The organism is Micromonospora maritima (assembly GCF_902825405.1).
Lineage (GTDB): Bacteria > Actinomycetota > Actinomycetes > Mycobacteriales > Micromonosporaceae > Micromonospora > Micromonospora maritima.
Genome location: NZ_CADEAU010000061.1, coordinates 1 through 17,604, shown reverse-complemented (window position 1 = coordinate 17,604; position 17,604 = coordinate 1). Strand labels below are relative to the sequence as shown.

Sequence of the window (17,604 nt, the reverse complement as noted above, 5' to 3'; positions counted from 1 at the left end):
AGCGGTCGGGGCGCTGCGGCGCGGCCGGAGCGACCGGCTCGTCCACCGTCCCGCCGGCGCCGCCGACACCCGCGCCGACCAGCTCCCGGGCCGGGGAGGCCGCGACCACCCTGCGGGCGTTGCCCACCGCGAACTCGACGGCGTGGCTGATCATCGCGACCAGGTACGCCAGGATCGCGAACGTGACCAGCTGGTCGGAGAGTGCGGACATCACTCGTCTCCTTCTCGCGCCCGCCGGTCGTCCGGCCCGCCGCCGCTGACCGCGGCGACGAGCTGCGCGAACTCGTCGGCGAACCCTGGATGCTCGGTGCGCGGCAGCCCACCGGCCTCCACCAAGCTACTACCGCTCGTCGGAGATCCACCCTCGGGGGGCGAAACCCGGAACCAGACCCGGCGTCGGCGGGCGAACAGCGAGCCCATCAGACCGAGCAGCAGCGTGCCGCTGGCCACCAGCAGCAGCGTCTGCCCGGGCGCGTGCCGGACGGCGAGCGTGACGTAGGGCTCGGTGCCGACGAACTCCAACGTGCTGCCGTCGTCCAGGGTCCACGTCTCGCCCGGCCGGAGCAGCTTGGTGCCGATCTGCTTCAGCTTGCCGTTGGCGACCTGCCGCTGGTCGAGCTGGTAGACCGAGCCCGGGATGCCGGCGTCCAGTCCGAGGTTGCCCCGGTAGGCGGTCAGGTTGACCACCGGGTCCCGCTCGGCCGGGAAGCGTGACGCGACGAACGGCGCGCTCTCCGGCGCGGTGGGCAGGTAGAGGCCGTCGAAGGCGACCTGCTGGTCCGGGGCGCGGGTGCCGGTCTTCGGATCGACGTTCGCGTCCGGGAAGATCGCCACCCCCTCCTCGGTCGCGTTCGGGTCGCCGGTGCGCAGGAACGGCTCGTCGCTGGTCTGGCTCCGGCCGTACCGGTCGGTGTACTTCAGCACCGGCGCGTAGCCGTTGCCGAGCAGGTAGACGTTCGCCGAGCCCAGCCGCAGCGGTGAGTTGACCGAGAAACCGGCGCGGCGGGCGTCCCGGCCCGGCTCGTCCACCGACACCGTGGCCCAGAAGCGGGACGCCTGCCCGGAGTCGAGGTAGTCGGCCTCGAACTTCTCCAGCGTCAGGCAGAACGGCGGCAGGTCGGCGCTGTCCACCCGGGGGCCGAGCGACGCCTCGGCGTACTGCTGGCGGGTGTTGCAGAACGCGTTGTCCGCGCCGGCGACGAGGATGCGGTTGCCGTGCCAGCCGTACCAGGAACCGAGCGCCACCCCGAGCAGGACGGCGACCAGCGAAACGTGGAAGAGCAGGTTGCCGGTCTCCTTGAGGTAGCCCTTCTCGGCGGAGACCTCGTTGCCCCGGACGGTGACCCGCCACCGGCGGCGGCGCAGCACCGCCGCGATCGCCTCCGGATCGGCGGCGGCCGGGGCCTCCAGCACCGCGTGCTGGGGCAGCCGGGTGAACCGCTTCGGGGCGGCCGGCGGGCGCATCCGCAGCGCGCGCACGTGGTCGCGGGCCCGGGGCAGGATGCAGCCGATCAGCGAGGTGAACAGCAGCAGGTAGATCGCGGAGAACCAGACCGAGCCGAAGACCTCGAACATGCCGATCTGGTCCAGCCGGGGCGCCAGGTCGGGGTGGTCGGCGAACCACTCGTTGACCTTCTCCGGATTGACCCCGCGCTGCGGCAGCACCGAGCCGGGAATCGCGGCGACCGCGAGCAGGAACAGCAGGATCAACGCGGTACGCATGCTGGTGAGTTGCCGCCACGAGTTGCGCAGCAGGGCCAGCACCGGGTTGACCCGTCGCCGGGGCGCCTCGGCCGGCGGGGCGGTCGGCCGGTCGTCCACGGACGTCATCAGATACTCACCTCGCCCACGCCCACGTGCGTCTGCAACCAGATCACCACGTTGAGCCAGCCGCCGGTGACCAGCGCGAGGCCGATCGCGATCAGCAGGCCCCCGCCGATGCGAGTGACCCAGCGGCTGTTGCGCCGGACGGCGCGGAACACCCCGAGCAGACGCTGGAAGCCCAACCCGAAGATGACGAACGGTAGCCCCAGCCCGAGGCAGTACGCCACGGCGAGCACCACGGCGCGGCCGGCGCTGCCCTCGGTGGCCGCCAGGCCGAGCACCGCGCCGAGCGTCGGCCCGGTGCACGGCAGCCAGCTCAGCGCGAAGACCGCGCCGAGGACCGGCGCGCCGAGCAGGCCGGCGGCGGGCAGGGCGCGGATGCGGAACTCACGCTGCATGCCGGGGATCACCCCGAGGTAGCCCAGCCCGAGCACCACCACGAGCGCGCCGATGACGATCTCCAGCGTGCGGTCGTAGCGGAGGAAGAGCCGGCCGACGCCGGAGAAGAGGATCGCGGTGGAGACGAAGACGGCGGTGAAGCCGGCGATGAAGAGCAGCGTGCCGGCGAGCACCCGCCCCTTCACCGCTGCGGTGGTCCGCGCCGGCGCCCGCTCCGCCACGGCGGTGCCGCCACCGCCGCCGTTAACAGGGGGCCCCTCCTCTACCGGAGGCGTTAACAGGGGGCCCCTCCTTGCACCCTCCAGGTCGGCGCCGGCCAGGCCGGTCACGTAGGACAGGTAACCGGGCATCAGCGGGAGCACGCACGGGGACAGGAAGCTGACCAGGCCGGCCAGCGCCGCCGCCCCCACCGCGAACAGCAACGGCCCGGACGAGGCGAGTCGGGCGAACGTCTCACCCATCAGCGGGAGCCGTTCGGGGCCGGCTTCTCGGCCGCGACCTTCTCGACGATCGGCCGCAGCTCGTCCCGGGTCACCGCGCGACGGATCACCACCGCGATCCGCCCGTCCCGGTCGAGCACCACTGTCGCCGGGGTGGTGTTCGGCGGGGGGTCGAAGTTGAGCGCCTGCCGGCTGGACGGGTCGAAGATGCTCGGGTAGGTGACCCGGCCCTCCTCGAACGCGATCGCCTTGTCCTTGCTGTCCTGCACGTTGATGCCGAGGAAGGTCACCCCGGCACCCTTGGTGGCCTGATAGGTGGCCTCCAGGTCGTCCGCCTCGGCCCGGCAGGGCGCGCACCAGGAGCCCCAGAAGTTGACCACGACGACCTGCCCCCGGTCGCGGGCGATGTCGTAGCTGCCGCCGGTGAGCAGCTCACCGCTCACCTTCGGCGTCTTCGACCGCTGGTCGGGTGCGCAGGTCACGGTGAGCCCGTCGGCGGCGCAGCGGCTCTCCTCGGTGCCGGAGGAGCAGCCGACAAGCGCCGTACCGGCGGTGACGGCGGCGAGCAGGGCGGCGGCGAGCCTCCGGGTGAGCATCAGGCCCCCTTGGCCGTCCGGGCGGTCGGCGAGATCGCGATCAGGTGGGCGGCCGGCTCGGAGTAGCCGATGCCGACGATCTTCGCCCCGTCGAAGTGGAACGAGGTGAGGCTGGCCAGGCCGCACTGCCGGCGGCGGGGGTCGTGCCAGAGCCGCTTGCGCTCGACGTGCCGGCGCAGCGTCCAGATCGGCAGTTGGTGCGAGACGAGCACCGCCTCGCGCCCCTCGGCGGCCAGCCGGGCGGCGTGCAGCGCGGCGAACATCCGCTCGGCGATCACCTGGTAGGCCTCGCCCCAGGACGGGGTGACCGGGTCCCGCAGCACCCACCAGTTGCGCGGGTCGCGGAAGGAACCGTCGCCGGGCGAGACCTTCTTGCCCTCGAACCAGTTCGCGCTCTCGATCAGCCGCTCGTCGACGCCGACGGAGAGACCGAACTGCGCGGCGATCGGCTCGGCGGTCTGCTGGGCGCGTTCCAGCGGGCTGGCCGCCACGTGCACCACGGTCCGCTCGGCCAGCGCCTGCGCGGCGGCCTTGGCCATCTGCACGCCCAGCTCGGAGAGGCGGAACCCGGGCAGCCGGCCGTAGAGGATGCCGTCCGGGTTGTGCACCTCGCCGTGCCGCAGCACGTGTACCACCGTCTCCGCCATGGTTACCCCCCGTGTCCGGCCGCTGCCGCCGCCCGCGCCGCCCCCGGCAGGGCGGCGGCGATCTGCTCCCACGCGGCGTCGTCGATCGCCGCCGAGACGAACCACGACTCGAACGCGCTCGGCGGCAGGTAGACGCCGGCGGCGAGCATGGCGTGGAAGAACGCCTTGAACGCCGGCACCTGCTGGGTGCGGGCGCTGTCGTAGTCGTGCACGTCGGCGTCGGTGAAGAAGATCGAGAACATGTTGCCGGCGGTGGAGAGGCGGTGCGGCACGCCCGCCGCGGACAGCGCCTCGGTGGTCAGCTTGCCCAGCGCGGCGGCGGTCTCGTCGAGGCGCCGGTAGAGCGCGTCGTCGGCCAGCCGCAGCGTGGCCAGGCCGGCCGCGCAGGCGAGCGGGTTCCCGGAGAGCGTGCCGGCCTGGTAGACCGGGCCGGCCGGGGCCAGCCGCGCCATGATCTCCGCGCGCCCGCCGAACGCGGCGGCGGGCAGGCCACCACCCATGACCTTCCCGTACGTCCACAGGTCGGCGTCGGAGGCGTCGAGGCCGTGCCACCCGGCGCGGGAGACCCGGAACCCGGTCATCACCTCGTCGACGATGAGCAGCGCGCCGTTCGCGTGGGCGATCCGGGCCAGCTCGGCGTTGAAGCCGTCACGCGGGGCGATCACGCCCATGTTGCCGGCGGCGGCCTCGGTGATGATCGCGGCGATGTGCAGGCCCTCGGCGGCGAACGCCTCCTCGACCGCGCGCAGGTCGTTGTACGGGAGCACGATCGTGTCGCCGGCCGCCGCGCCGGTCACGCCCGGCGAGTCGGGCAGCCCGAACGTGGCCACGCCGGAGCCGGCGGCGGCGAGCAGCGCGTCCGAGTGGCCGTGGTAGCAACCCGCGAACTTGATGATCTTGGCACGGCCGGTGAAGCCCCGGGCCAGCCGGATCGCCGACATGGTCGCCTCGGTGCCGGAATTGACCAGGCGCACCTGTTCCACCGGCGTGCGCGCGATGATCTCCTCGGCCAGGTCGACCTCGCCCGGGGTGGGCGTGCCGAAGCTGGTGCCCAGCGCGGCGGCCTCGCGCAACGCCTCCACCACCGCCGGGTGGGCGTGCCCGAGGATCAGCGGGCCCCAGGAGCAGACCAGGTCGACGTAGCGACGACCGTCGGCGTCGACGAGCCAGGGACCCTCCCCCCGGACCATGAAGCGCGGCGTGCCGCCGACGGCACGGAACGCGCGCACGGGGGAGTTCACCCCGCCGGGCACGACGGCCTTGGCGCGGTCGAACAGGGCCTCGGAGGCCGGGGCGTCGGCCGGGTAACGGCCGGATCCGGCGGAAAAGGTCTCGGTCACGATGTGGCCATTGTGTCAGCGCCCGGCGGGTGGCCGGCAGCCACCCCGCAACGGGGGTTACCGGGCTCACGCCTGGTCGGGCCGGCACGGCGGACCGCTCGACAGGCCCGGTCGGCGAGATCGCGATAGGCTTACCGGGTGGATCGTGCCGAACTGTCCATCACCGTACATCGGACGGGTGACGAAGCAGTGCTTCGCCTGGCCGGTGAGATCGACATGCTCACGGCCGCCCAGCTCTCGACGGTGGTCAACGAGGTGCTGGCGGATCCGCCGCCGCGCATCGTGCTCGACCTCGGCGGCGTCACCTTCTGCGACTCCCAGGGCCTCGGGACGCTCGTGGTGCTCAGCCGCAAGGCCAGCCACGCGCAGAGCCTGCTGATGCTGAGCAACGTCGGCGACTTCCTGCTCCGCGTCCTCGACATCACCGGCCTCCGCAGCGCCCTGATGATCCGCTGACCCCCAGCCCTCGCCGATCCTGCACTTCCGGCCCCTGACGTGGGCCTTTCGCCCTTTTTGCCGGGGCGGCAAGTGCAAGATCGGCGGGGTTGGCGTCACAGGACGGGGAGGTCGCGGCGGCGGAAGGTGAGCAGGCCGGTGGCGGTGAGGGCGGCGGCCAGGATGGTCAGCAGGGTCAGTGGGGTCGCGGTCCAGGTCGGGCGGAGGACCTGGGGGGTGTGCGTGAACGGGGACAGGTCCAGCAGCCACTGGTCCAGTTCGAGTACCGCACCGAGCTGCCCGAGCAGCACGCAGACCGCCAGCACCGCCCAGGCGGCCGGGGCGAGCCGGGGCAGCAGGCCGTAGAGCAGCACGGCGAGCCCGGCCAGCACCCACGCGGCCGGCACCTGGGCCAGTCCCGCGCCGAGCATCCGACCCACCTGCCGGGGCACGTCACCCACGCTGAACCCGTACGTCAGGCCGGTGGCGAGACCCGTCGTCGCCAGCACCACCACCGGGCCGAGCAGCGCGAACACCACATGCGAGAGCAGCCAGGTCGACCGGTGCGTGCCGGTGGCGAGCACCGGCTCCGCCCGCCCGGCGGACTCCTCGGCGCGCATCCGCAGCGCCGCCTGGATGCCGTACCCGGCCGCGGCCAGCCCGACCAGGCTCAGCGTTGCGCCCAGGTAGGCGTCCGCCAGACCGGAAGCCCCACCGAGCCGGGCCATGATCTCCTCCAGCTGCGGATTGCCCTCCACCGACCGGCCGGCCGCCTCGGCCGCGCCACCGAGGATCAGCCCCAGCAGGCCGAATCCGACAGACCACCAGAGGATCTGCCCCCGGTGCAGCCGCCAGGCCAGGCCGAACGGCCCGGACAGCGCACGGCCGGCGGCAGCCGGCCCGAGCCGGGGCGGGAGCACCCCCGCGCCCAGGTCGCGACGGACCGAGACCGGGTACGCGAACGCGGCGAGCAGCACCGTGGCGGCCAGCGGCAGCAGCAGCACCCACCACCGGTCCCCCTCGTACGCGCGTACCCGGGCCGCCCAGCCCAGCGGCGACAGCCAGCTCGGCCAGTCGTTGTCGGCGGTGTCCCCGACCAGGCGCAGCCCGAACGCGGCGCCGAGGCCGGCGATGCCGATCCCCCGTGCCCCGCCCGCGGTCTCGGTGAGTTGCGCGGCCAGCCCGCCGAGCGTGGCGAAGGTCATCCCGGTCAGCGCGGCGGCGAGGCCGTACGCACACGAGCCGGCGGCCGGCAGCCCGGTCGCGGCCAGGCCGGCGGCGGTGAGCAGGCCGAGCAGCAGGTCGGCCGCGTACGTGACAAGCAGCGCGGCGGTCAGCCCGGCGTAGCGGCCGAGCACGCTGCCGCCGAGCAGCTCGCGCCGGCCGGCCTCCTCCTCGGTGCGGGTGTGCCGGATCACCGTGAGCAGGCTGGCCAGCCCGACGATCACCAGCAGGAAGCCGCTGCGCTGGGCGGTCAGTGCGCCCACGCTGTCGCCGTAGACCGGCCCGAGCAGCGCGACGATGGACGGGTTGCGGGCCGTGCCCTCGGTGTACGCGGCCCGCTCGGCGGCGGTCGGGAACAGCTCGAAGAAGCTCGTCGCGTACGACATCGGCAGCGCGGCGAGGACCAGCACCCAGAGCGGCAGCAGGACGCGGTCCCGGCGCAGGATCAGCCGCGCCAGGTGGCGGGTCCCGGTGAGCGCGCTCACCTGTCCACCCCCTCGTAGTGGCGCAGGAACAGCTCCTCCAGCGTCGGCGGCGTGCTGACCAGGCTGCGTACGCCCAGTTCGGTGAGGCGGCGCAGGGCGGCGTCGAGCGCGGCGGCGTCCACGTCGAAGCGCACCCGCTGCCCGTCCACCCGCAGGTCGTGCACGCCGGGCAGGTCGGCCAGGCCGTCCAGTGGCGCGGCGACCTCGGCGTCGATCGCGGTGCGGTGCAGGTGGCGCAGGTCGCCGAGCGTCCCGGACTCGACCGCGCGGCCGGCCCGGATGATCGTCACCCGGTCGCAGAGCGCCTCCACCTCGGCCAGGATGTGGCTGGACAGCAGCACGGTGCGGCCGTCCTGGCGGACCCGGCGGACCCAGTGCTGGAAGACCTCCTCCATCAGCGGGTCGAGCCCGGAGGTCGGCTCGTCCAGGATGAGCAGTTCGACGTCGGAGGCGAGCGCGGCCACCAGCCCGACCTTCTGCCGGTTGCCCTTGGAGTAGGTGCGGCCCTTCTTGCGCGGGTCCAGCTCGAACGACTCCAGCAGCTCGGCGCGGCGCTTCGGGTCGAGGCCGCCGCGCAACCGGCCGAGCAGGTCGATCACCTCGCCGCCGCTGAGGTTGGGCCAGAGGGTGACGTCGCCCGGCACGTACGCGAGGCGGCGGTGCAGGGCCACCGCGTCCCGCCACGGGTCACCGCCGAGCAGTCGGACGGCCCCCGCGTCCGCCCGCAGCAGACCGAGCAGCACCCGGATGGTGGTCGACTTGCCGGACCCGTTCGGGCCCAGGAAGCCGTGCACCTCACCGGTGCGGACGGTCAGGTCGAGTCCGTCGAGCGCCCGGGTCCGGCCGAACGTCTTCACCAGGCCGGACACCTCGATTGTGGTTTCCATGCTTCGGAAGCTACGCTCATTTCATAAACTTGTGAAGACAGTGAGACGTGAGAGACGATCGCGGGGATGAGCGCCGAGGAGACGACCATGAGCCAGCCGTCGCACCACGACGAGGAGGAGGTCCACCTCTTCGTCGAGCGGATGGCGATGGCCTTCGCCGACGTCGGCTTCCCCCGGATGGCCGCCCGGGTGCTGTTCACCGTGATGAGCGCCGACGACCCGCTGACCGCCGGCGAGATCGGCGAACGACTGGGCGTGAGCGCGGCGGCCGTGAGCGGCGCGGTGCGCTACCTCACCCAGTTCGCCATGCTGGTCCGCGAGCCGGTCAAGGGCTCCCGGCGCGACCGCTACCGGATGCCCGACAACCCCTGGTACGAGGCGACCATCACCAAGACCACGCTCTACAAGAACTTCATCGACATCGCCGGCGGCGGCGTGGACGCGCTGCGCGGCCGGAGCACCCCGGCCGGCGAGCGGGTCGCCGAGATGCGCGACTTCTTCCTCTTCGTCCAGGAGGAGGTGGAGGCCCTCGGCGACCGGTGGCGGGCCCGACGGGCCGCCACCGGGCACGGCGGCCCGGCCGAGGGCTGACCCCTCAGCGGGTGTTGCCCCAGCGGGCCTGCTCCAGCAGGTCCGCCGCGCGTTCCCGGGTCGCCGGGTCGTCGTCGGTCCGCAGCAGCGTGGTCGCCTCGTCCACCGCGTCGGTGAGGTGCCGCCACTGCACGTCCCGCTCCCGCACCAGGTCCGACTGGGCGGCGAGCTGCCGGGTCTTCACCCACAGCTCCACGAAGACCGACACCTTGGCCCGCAGCACCCACGGGTCGAACGGCTTGGTCAGGTAGTCGACCGCACCCACCGCGTAGCCGCGCAGCGCGAGCTGGGCGTCCTTGTCCGCCGCGGTGAGGAAGATGATCGGCACGTGCCGGGTCCGCTCCCGCCGCTTGATGTGGGTGGCGGTCTCGAAGCCGTCCATGTCCGGCATCTGGGCGTCGAGCAGGATCACCGCGAAGTCGTCCACCAGCAACTGCTTGAGCGCCGCCTCCCCGCTCTCCACCGCGACCGACTGCACCGGGAGGCCCTGGAGGATCGCCTCCAGCGCCATCAGGTTCTCCCGCCGGTCGTCCACCAGCAGGGCCTTGGCCGTCTGCGTCACGCGCTCTCCTCGCCTCGACTCCGGCCGATCCAGGACGCCATCAGCTCGATCAGGTCGTCCAGGTCCACCGGCTTGGTGATGTAGTCGCTGCCGCCGGCCGCGAGCGCCGACTCCCGGTCGCCGGGCATCGCCTTCGCGGTCAGGAAGACGATCGGCAGGTCCGCGAAGCGGTGGTTGCGACGGATCTGCGCGGTCGTCTCGTACCCGTCCTGGTCCGGCATCATGGCGTCCATCAGGACGATGTCCACCTCCGGATGCTCGGCGAGCTGGCGGACACCGTCCACCCCGTTGTCCGAGTACAACACGGTCATCCCGTGCAGTTCCAACGCGGAGGTCAGCGCGAACACGTTCCGCACGTCGTCGTCGATGATCAGGACGGTCACCCCGTCCAACCGGCGGGTCGTCGGTGTCTCCTGCGGCTGCGGCAGCTCCATCGGCATGAGCAGCGACGACGGCAGGCCCGCGCGGCTCGGCGACGGCGGCGCCGGCGCCACCACCGCGTCCGGCGCCAGCACGTCCGGTACGAAGAGGGTGAACGTGGAGCCCTGCCCGGGCGCGGACGACACGGTGATCGTGCCACCGAGCAGGCGGGCCAGGTCCCGGCTGATCGACAGGCCGAGGCCGGTGCCGCCGTAGCGACGGCTGGTCGTGCCGTCGGCCTGCTGGAACGCCTCGAAGATCAGCGACAGCTTGTCGTCCGAGATACCGATCCCGGTGTCGATCACGGTGAACGCGATGACCCGCTGGGCGTTCGTCAGCGCCGGCACGTCGAAGACGGCGTTCTCGGCCGCCGGGCCGATCCGCAACGTCACCGCACCGTTGTCGGTGAACTTCACCGCGTTGGAGAGCAGGTTGCGCAGGATCTGCTGCAACCGCTGCGCGTCGGTGACCAGCGCCGACGGCAGGTCCTGGCTGACCCGCACCTGGAAGTCCAGGCCCTTCTCCTCGGCCTGCGGCGCGAACGCCTGCTCCACGTAGCCACGGATCTCGGCGAACTGGATCTCGGTGGGCTCCACGTCCATCCGACCCGCCTCGATCTTGGACAGGTCGAGGATGTCGTCGATCAGCGACAGCAGGTCCGACCCGGCGCCGTGGATGGTCCGGGCGAACTCGATCTGCTTCGCGCTGAGGTTGCGCTCCGGGTTCTCCGCCAGCAGCCGGGCCAGCAGGAGCAGCGAGTTCAGCGGCGTCCGCAGCTCGTGGCTCATGTTCGCCAGGAACTCCGACTTGTACGCCGACGCCCGGGTCAGCTGCTGCGCCTTCTCCTCCAGGCCCAGCCGGGCCAGTTCGATCTCCCGGTTCTGCGTCTCGATGTTGGCCTTCTGCTCCGACAGCAGCTTCGCCTTGTCCTCCAGCTCGGCGTTGGTGCGCTGCAACTCCGCCGACTGGTCCTGCATCTCGTGCGCCAGCCGCTGCGACTGCGCCAGCAGCTCCTCCGTACGCCGGTTGGCCTGGATGGTGTTGACCGCGACGCCGATGGTGAGCACCAGCCGCTCCAGGAACGCCAGGTGCAGCTCGGAGAAGGTGGTCACCCCGGCGAACTCGATCACGCCGAGCAGCTCGCCCTCGAACAGCACCGGGAGCACCACCAGGTCGGCCGGCGGCGTGTCGGCCAACCCGGAGCGCACCATCAGCCGCCCGTCCGGCTGGGCCTTGACCCGGATGGTCCGGCGCGACAACGCGGCCTGCCCGACCAGCCCCTCGCCGGGGCCGAACGTGACGTCGTGGCCGCGGGCCACGTATCCGTAGGAGGCGGTGAGCCGCAGCCGCATGCTGCCCTCGGAGCTGTCCGCCAGGAAGAACGCGCCGAGCTGCGCGTCCACCAGCGGGGTCACCTCCTGCATGATCATGCGGCAGACCTCGCCCAGGTCCCGCTGGCCCTGCAACAGGCCGCCGATCCGGGCCAGGTTGGAGTCGAGCCAGCCCTGTTCGGCGTTCTTCTTGGTCGTCTCCCGCAGGGTGACGATCATCTGGTTGATGTTGTCCTTCAGCTCGGCGACCTCGCCCTGAGCCTTCACGTTGATCCGCTGGGTCAGGTCGCCGCGGGTCACCGACGTGGAGACCTGCGCGATGGCGCGCAACTGCGTGGTCAGGGTCGAGGCGAGCTGGTTGACGTTCTCGGTGAGGTCCCGCCACGTACCGGAAACGCCCTTGACCTGGGCCTGGCCGCCCAGCTTGCCCTCGGTGCCCACCTCGCGGGCCACCCGGGTCACCTCGTCGGCGAACGACGACAGCTGGTCCACCATCGTGTTGACGGTGTTCTTCAGCTCCAGGATCTCGCCCTGCGCGTCCACCGTGATCTTCTGGCCCAGGTCACCCCGCGCCACCGCCGTGGTGACCGACGCGATGTTGCGCACCTGACTGGTCAGGTTCGACCCCATCGAGTTCACGTTGTCGGTCAGGTCCCGCCACGTACCCGAGACGCCCTTCACCTGCGCCTGGCCACCCAGCTTGCCCTCGGTACCCACCTCGCGGGCCACCCGGGTCACCTCGTCGGCGAACGACGACAACTGGTCCACCATCGTGTTCACCGTGGACTTCAGCTCCAGGATCTCGCCCTGCGCGTCCACCGTGATCTTCTGCGACAGATCACCCTTCGCGACCGCGGTCGACACCTGGGCGATGTTCCGCACCTGGGCGGTCAGGTTCGACGCCATCGAGTTCACGTTGTCGGTCAGGTCGCGCCAGGTGCCGGCCACGCCGCGCACCTGCGCCTGACCACCGAGCTTGCCCTCGGTGCCCACCTCGCGGGCCACCCGGGTCACCTCGTCGGCGAACGACGACAACTGGTCCACCATCGTGTTCACCGTGGACTTCAGCTCCAGGATCTCGCCCCGGGCGTCCACCGTGATCTTCTGCGACAGGTCACCCTTCGCCACCGCCGTGGTGACCGACGCGATGTTGCGGACCTGACTGGTCAGGTTCGACGCCATCGAGTTCACGTTGTCGGTCAGGTCCCGCCACGTGCCCGAGACGCCCTTCACCTGCGCCTGGCCACCCAGCTTGCCCTCGGTGCCCACCTCGCGGGCCACCCGGGTCACCTCGTCGGCGAACGACGACAGCTGGTCGACCATCGTGTTGACGGTGTTCTTCAACTCCAGGATCTCGCCCTGCGCGTCCACCGTGATCTTCTGGCCCAGGTCGCCCTTCGCCACCGCGGTGGAGACCTGCGAGATGTTGCGGACCTGGCTGGTCAGGTTGCCGGCCAGCTGGTTGACGTTCTCGGTGAGGTCGCGCCAGGTGCCGGAGACGCCGCGCACCTGCGCCTGGCCGCCCAGCTTGCCCTCGATGCCCACCTCACGGGCCACCCGCGTCACCTCGTCGGCGAACGAGGACAACTGGTCCACCATCGTGTTGACGGTGTCCTTCAGCTCCAGGATCTCGCCCTGCGCCGCCACCGTGATCTTCTGGCTCAGGTCGCCCTTGGCCACCGCGGTCGACACCTGGGCGATGTTGCGCACCTGGGAGGTCAGGTTCGACGCCATCGAGTTGACGTTGTCGGTCAGGTCCTTCCAGGTGCCCGCCACGCCCGGCACCTCGGCCTGGCCGCCGAGCTTGCCCTCGGTGCCCACCTCGCGGGCCACCCGGGTCACCTGCTCGGCGAAGAGCCGCAGCGTGTCGGTGAGCGAGTTCATCGTGTCGGCCAGCTCGGCCACCTCGCCGCGCGCCCCGACCGTGATCTTCTGCGACAGGTCGCCCTTCGCCACCGCGGTCGCCACCTGGGAGATCGACCGCACCTGACCGGTGAGGTTCGACGCCATGGTGTTCACCGAGTCGGTGAGGTCCTTCCAGGTGCCCGCGACGCCGCGTACGTCGGCCTGGCCGCCCAGCTTGCCCTCGGTGCCCACCTCCCGCGCCACCCGGGTCACCTCGTCGGCGAACGACGACAACTGGTCCACCATCGTGTTCACGGTCCGGCCGATACGCAGGTACTCACCGCGCAGCGGGCGCCCGTCGATCTCCAGCGCCATGTGCTGGGAGAGGTCGCCGTCGGCCACCGCCACGATCACCCGGGCGATCTCGGTGGTCGGCCGGCCCAGGTCGTCGATGAGCGAGTTGACCGCCCGCTGCCCCTCCGCCCAGGAGCCGTCCAGCCCTTCGTCGTCGAGGCGTTCGGTGAGCCGGCCGTCCCGGCCGACGATCCGGCTGATCCGGCGCAGGTCCAGGTGCTGCCGCTCCTGCATCGACACCACGTCGTTGAACGCGTCGGCGACCTCGCCGGGCAGACCCGCCCGCCGCGGCAGACGGACCCGGAGGTCGCCGCGGGCCACCCGTTGCAGCGCCTCGACCAGCTCGCCGAGGAGCACCTCGTGGTCGGACGCGGACGGATCCGCGGTCACCGACTGTTTCGCCGTGGTCATCATTCCTCGCTCAGCTCGGGGCCCACCGGGTCGTGCCGACACGCGGCCATCCCATCATTGTGCCGCGCGTTCCGTCGAGGTCACCGCCCGCCGATGGCGCGTCACGCGCCGTATTCGCCCGAGTGGTCGGTTCGGCCGGGGCGCTTGGCACCCGAGGCGGCGGCGGTAGAGGATACGAAGGTGTCAGCGGAGGTGGAGCCGACCCTGAGTGGCGGCACGGACGAGCACGTCCGACGCGTCCGCCTCCCCACAGACCGGCGTACCCCCGCGGCCGCCCGGGCGCTGGTGCGCGCCATGCTCCTCGAGGCCGGCCTGCCCGAACTGCTCAACGAGGCGCTGCTGCTCACCACCGAGCTGACCACGAACGCGGTCGAGCACGCGCGTACCGAACTGGACATCGAGGTCGAAGCCGACCGGGCCGGACTCACCGTGACCGTCACCGACTTCGCCTCCGGCCCGGTCGACGAGCTGACCGTCGGCGCACGCAACAACACCTCCGACATCACCGAGGTCGCCGCGCGCGGCCGTGGCCTGCTGCTGGTCGACCACTTCGCCAGCCGGTGGGGCACGACCTACCTGCCCACCGGCAAGGGCGTCTGGTTCCGGCTCGACCGGCCCGCCCTGCGCGGAGCCAACCGGCCGACCGCGGTGCAGACCTCGGTGGCGGCCGCCGCGCCGGAACGGTCCGACGACGGTACGCCGAGCGCCGCGGCCATGAGCGAGCTGATGCAGACCACCCCCGACCCGTACGCCGAGGAGCCGCTGCCGGAATTCGCCGCCGGGCTGCTCACCCGCGTCGCCGAGATGGTGGGCGCCGCCGGCGGCACCGTCCGGCTGGACCGGGGCGACGGGCTGGGCACCCAGGTCTTCGCCCGCTACGGCCGGCACCCCCGGGAGGGCAACGAACTGCTCCGCGTCCCGCTCGCGGTGCACCGCCCGTACGCCGGTGAGCTGGAGCTGGACGCGGCACCCTCGACGTACGCCCGACCGCTGGCCGTGCTGGCCGCCGAGCGGCTCTCGCTGCACCTGGAGAACGACCGGCTGCGCCGGGCCGACGTACGCCGTTCCGCCTGGCTCACGTTCCTCGCCGAGGCCAGCGAGCTGCTCGCCCAGTCCCTGGACGTCGAGCTGACCATGGCGCTGGTCCCGCAGCTCGTGGTGCCCCGGCTCGGCCAGTGGTGCGCGGTGCACACCACCGACGAGTGGGGGCGGCTGCGCCTCGCCGCGTCCAGCCACGCCGACGAGGCGCTCCTGCCCCACCTGCACCGGGTGCTCCAGGAGACCGGCCCGGACTCGGTCCAGTCCCGGCTGCGCGAGGCGTCCCGCAGCGCCGCGCAGGTGCCGCTGGGCGGCCCGGTGGAGGGCATCGCCGTACCGCTGATCGCCCGCGGGCAGCGGCTCGGCACCCTGGCGGTGGGCCGGCACCAACGGCACCGGCACGACCCGGACGAGGTCTCGGTGCTGGAGGACGTGGCCCGCCGGGCCGCGCTGGCCATCGAGAACGCGCGCATCCACGCCGAACGCCGCCGCGTCGCGCAGACGCTCCAGCAGTCGCTGCTGCCGCCGGTGCTTCCGGTGGTCGAGGGCATCGGCTTCGCCGCCGAGTACGTCCCGACCGGCGACGACGCCGAGGTCGGCGGCGACTTCTACGACGTGGTGCCGCTGCCGGACGGCCGCTGGCTGGTGGTCGTCGGTGACGTCTCCGGCAAGGGGGTGCAGGCGGCGGCCGTGACCGGTCTGGTCCGGGACGTGATCCGGGTCCTGGTGGGTGACGGCAAGCCGCTGCCGGAGGTGCTCGGTCGGCTCAACGAGACGCTCGTCGAGCGCGGCGGCGGGCGCTACTGCACGCTGGCCCTGGCGGCGGTCGGCCCCGGCGACGGCGACCAGCTCGACGTGGCCCTGCACCTGGCCGGCCACGACCGGCCGGTGCTGCTGCACGGCGGCGGTGGCGCGACGTTCGTCGGCACCGGCGGCACCGCGCTCGGCCTGCTCGACACCATCACCACCCCCACCGCCGAGCTGGCGCTCAAACCCGGCGACTCGTTGATCTTCTACACCGACGGGGTCACCGAGCGGCGCCGGGGCCGCGAGCTGTTCGGCACGGAGCGACTGCGCGAGTCGGCGGCGCCGCTGGCCGGTTACTCGGCCGACGTGGTCGCGGCACGGCTGCGCGCCGCCACGATCGCGTTCTCGGTGGAGCCGCCCCGCGACGACATAGCCGTCCTGGTCCTCCGCAACGACACCCCCTGACCCACCCCCCACCCCCCACCCCCCACCCCCCACCCCCGTCGATCATGAAGTTGGCCGCGCGATTCGCCCCTTTCGTCACGGCCACCTTCATGATCAACGCACTAACGGACGCCCAAACCCTCCTACCCGCCCCGCTCACGTCGTTGATCAAGGAGTTTGTGTCGCGGGGGCGGGAAGAGCTGACGCGAACTCCTTGGTCAACGGGCCGGGGCGCGGAGAGCGGGAGACCGCCGGGGAAGCGCAGCGGGGCCGTGCGCTGGGAGTGGAGCAGTGGGAGACAGCCTTCGCGCCGAGGGCTGGCCCTACCGGCGAGGGCCGCACGGACCCACCCCGTCAGCCGGGCAACTGGCCGGACCGCCCACCGGATTGCGCCCACCGCCGAGCCGGCAGGCACCGCGGGGCAGCGTCGCCGAGGTGGCGAGCCCGGGGCGCCACCGCCACCACGTCGGCGCTGGCGCCGGCACGATCGGCCACTCCGGCGGCACCCGCCGGACCACCAGGGCGGAGAAGGGGTGGGCGCGAGCCACAGTCGGCCGGCGGGGACGTCGCAAAGGTCAGAGGCCGCCCGGGAGTCGGCCGGGGGCGAGGCGGTGGTGCGGATCCAGATACGCCTTGGCGCTGCGCAGCCGCGGCAACGCCGGCAGCTCGCCCCAGAGGTCGACGGCGTGGCGCACCGGGGCGGGCGCCGCCACCACCACGCAGCGGCCCTGCCGGGCGATCAGCACGCTGCGGACCGCGGTGAGGATGGAGGCGACCCGTGCGGACGGCAGCGCGCCGGGCAGGGCGGCGTGCACCGTGCCGATGCCGGCGGAGCCGCGTACCGGCACCGGCGAGCCGGCCGCGTCGCGCAACGCGTAGACGGCGGCGTGCAGGTCGTTGATCGGCACCTCGATACGCAGCGCGGTGTCGCCGGGCGCAAACGGGTAGCGCCCCCACCACTCGGGCGCGTGATGGTTGACCACGGCCTCGGCCCCGAGCACGGCGGTGAGTCGCTCGGCCCGTTCGGTCACGTCGGCCGGGCCGCCCTCCAGCAGCACCACCAGGCTGCCCGCGGCGGGCCGACCGGTCACCGCCGGGTGGTCGGGTCGACCGGCCACCGAGGGGTGGCTCGCCGGGATCCGGCGGCGGGGCAGGGGTACCGGCACCGGCAGGTCCAGCTCCACGGCGGCCGGCTCGACGCCGGCGGCGAGCACCGCGCGGACCAGGTCGTGCACCTCCAGCGGGGTCCACACCGGACGGGACACCCAGAGCCGGCCGGCCGGCAGCGCCTGCACCCGCATGGTGGCCGACACCAGCACGCCGAGCCCGCCCTGTGAGCCGCAGAGCAACCGGGCCACGTCCAGCCCCGGCAGGTCACCCCGACCGAGCACGGCATCACCTCCGGCACCGGCACCACCGAACACGAGCGGGCCTCCCCCGGCCGGCGCGCCGCCGCCGTCCGAACCCCCGCCGAGCAGGCCACCCCGAGCAGACGAACCCGCACCATCCAGCGGACCCCCACCCAGCGGGCCACCGCCGGCGAGTGCACCGCCGCCGCCGCTGTCGAAGGCGCCCGCCGGCGCC

The 17,604-nt window shown here is 72.8% G+C and carries 13 protein-coding genes and 1 pseudogene; 3 read left to right on the top strand and 11 right to left on the bottom strand.

The window, feature by feature from the left end; translation table 11 throughout:
* The 6 genes and pseudogenes from HUW36_RS09265 to hemL form a co-directional block, all read right to left on the bottom strand.
* Nucleotides 1-211 (bottom strand): annotated as a pseudogene (locus HUW36_RS09265) (c-type cytochrome biogenesis protein CcsB); the annotation flags it as partial.
* Nucleotides 211-1,830, bottom strand: a complete 1,620-nt coding sequence (resB, locus tag HUW36_RS09260; RefSeq protein ID WP_174527750.1) for a cytochrome c biogenesis protein ResB — start codon at nt 1,828-1,830, stop codon at nt 211-213. The pseudogene HUW36_RS09265 and the gene resB, both read right to left, overlap by 1 nt.
* Complete coding sequence (locus tag HUW36_RS09255) at nt 1,830-2,684, bottom strand: cytochrome c biogenesis CcdA family protein (RefSeq protein ID WP_174527749.1); 855 nt, start codon at nt 2,682-2,684, stop codon at nt 1,830-1,832. Before HUW36_RS09255 ends, resB begins: the two co-directional genes overlap by 1 nt.
* Nucleotides 2,684-3,259 (bottom strand): TlpA family protein disulfide reductase, encoded by a 576-nt coding sequence (locus tag HUW36_RS09250; protein ID WP_174527748.1) that lies wholly within the window; start codon nt 3,257-3,259, stop codon nt 2,684-2,686. Before HUW36_RS09250 ends, HUW36_RS09255 begins: the two co-directional genes overlap by 1 nt.
* Complete coding sequence (locus HUW36_RS09245; protein ID WP_174527747.1) at nt 3,259-3,906, bottom strand: histidine phosphatase family protein; 648 nt, start codon at nt 3,904-3,906, stop codon at nt 3,259-3,261. Before HUW36_RS09245 ends, HUW36_RS09250 begins: the two co-directional genes overlap by 1 nt.
* A gap of 2 nt (nt 3,907-3,908) precedes the next feature.
* Nucleotides 3,909-5,246 carry a glutamate-1-semialdehyde 2,1-aminomutase gene (gene hemL, locus HUW36_RS09240; RefSeq protein WP_174527746.1) on the bottom strand — a complete coding sequence of 446 codons (1,338 nt, stop codon included), beginning with the start codon at nt 5,244-5,246 and terminating at the stop codon, nt 3,909-3,911.
* 138 nt (nt 5,247-5,384) lie between these two features.
* Here hemL and HUW36_RS09235 point away from each other — a divergent pair, with 138 nt between their 5' ends.
* Nucleotides 5,385-5,702 (top strand): STAS domain-containing protein, encoded by a 318-nt coding sequence (locus HUW36_RS09235; RefSeq protein ID WP_174527745.1) that lies wholly within the window; start codon nt 5,385-5,387, stop codon nt 5,700-5,702.
* Nucleotides 5,703-5,797: 95 nt separating this feature from the next.
* Here HUW36_RS09235 and HUW36_RS09230 read toward each other — a convergent pair whose 3' ends face one another.
* Nucleotides 5,798-7,390 (bottom strand): ABC transporter permease, encoded by a 1,593-nt coding sequence (locus HUW36_RS09230; protein WP_174527744.1) that lies wholly within the window; start codon nt 7,388-7,390, stop codon nt 5,798-5,800.
* A complete protein-coding gene (locus tag HUW36_RS09225) occupies nt 7,387-8,277 on the bottom strand; it encodes an ABC transporter ATP-binding protein (protein WP_174527743.1) in 891 nt (296 codons plus the stop codon). Before HUW36_RS09225 ends, HUW36_RS09230 begins: the two co-directional genes overlap by 4 nt.
* A gap of 66 nt (nt 8,278-8,343) precedes the next feature.
* On the opposite strand from HUW36_RS09225, the gene HUW36_RS09220 reads away from it, so the two are divergent.
* Complete coding sequence (locus HUW36_RS09220) at nt 8,344-8,868, top strand: GbsR/MarR family transcriptional regulator (protein ID WP_246248015.1); 525 nt, start codon at nt 8,344-8,346, stop codon at nt 8,866-8,868.
* A 4-nt stretch (nt 8,869-8,872) separates the two neighbouring features.
* Here HUW36_RS09220 and HUW36_RS09215 read toward each other — a convergent pair whose 3' ends face one another.
* Both HUW36_RS09215 and HUW36_RS09210 read right to left on the bottom strand, forming a co-directional pair.
* A complete protein-coding gene (locus HUW36_RS09215; RefSeq protein ID WP_174527742.1) occupies nt 8,873-9,430 on the bottom strand; it encodes a response regulator in 558 nt (185 codons plus the stop codon).
* The gene (locus HUW36_RS09210; protein ID WP_174527741.1) at nt 9,427-13,791 is read right to left on the bottom strand and encodes a HAMP domain-containing protein; all 4,365 of its coding nucleotides are present in this window, start codon (nt 13,789-13,791) and stop codon (nt 9,427-9,429) included. The genes HUW36_RS09215 and HUW36_RS09210 overlap by 4 nt, the downstream gene beginning before the upstream one ends.
* A 180-nt stretch (nt 13,792-13,971) precedes the next feature.
* On the opposite strand from HUW36_RS09210, the gene HUW36_RS09205 reads away from it, so the two are divergent.
* Entirely contained in the window at nt 13,972-16,041 is a 2,070-nt protein-coding gene (locus tag HUW36_RS09205; protein WP_174527740.1) for a SpoIIE family protein phosphatase, read from the top strand.
* Nucleotides 16,042-16,595: 554 nt separating this feature from the next.
* Here HUW36_RS09205 and HUW36_RS09200 read toward each other — a convergent pair.
* The coding region (locus HUW36_RS09200; protein WP_425487230.1) for an FAD-binding oxidoreductase at nt 16,596-17,604 on the bottom strand (1,009 nt) is incomplete at its 5' end.